Source organism: Haematobacter massiliensis (assembly GCF_000740795.1).
GTDB classification, from domain to species: Bacteria; Pseudomonadota; Alphaproteobacteria; order Rhodobacterales; family Rhodobacteraceae; genus Haematobacter; species Haematobacter massiliensis.
The window spans coordinates 1-384 of record NZ_JGYG01000044.1; the positions used below are offsets into that span (position 1 = coordinate 1).

Consider the following 384-nt stretch of genomic DNA (forward strand, 5'->3'; position numbering starts at 1 on the left):
GCCGGTACGGCCCAGAGGGCGCTGTGGGAATAGCCCTTGGCCATCTTCAGAAACGGGCCCACCATTGCGAAATGCAGCACGAAGATCTCAAGCGACCGGCTCCCGACGAAGGTGAAAGCGTGCTGCACGGCGACAAGGTGTTCGGAAATCAGGATCGACGCCGAAAGGATCAGCATCACGCCCGACAAGGACAGAAGGAAGACGAGGTCCAACCGGGAGGCGAGCAGAGCGGCCATCAACGCGGCCGCCAGAGCGATCCACGGCCAGCGGCACAGCGCGGACACCATCTGCCGACCATACCAGACCGCGAAGAAGAAGAATGCTCCGTATCTGACAACGCTGCGCTGGTGGGTGGACAGGCTGCTCCAGAAATCCTGCGGCAGA

General features: G+C 62.0%; 1 protein-coding gene. It reads right to left on the minus strand.

The genetic code is table 11. The annotated features are described in order from the left end of the window. Positions 1–384, minus strand: a 384-nt coding sequence (locus tag CN97_RS21050) for a hypothetical protein (protein ID WP_035715323.1), incomplete at both ends; no start/stop codon positions are given.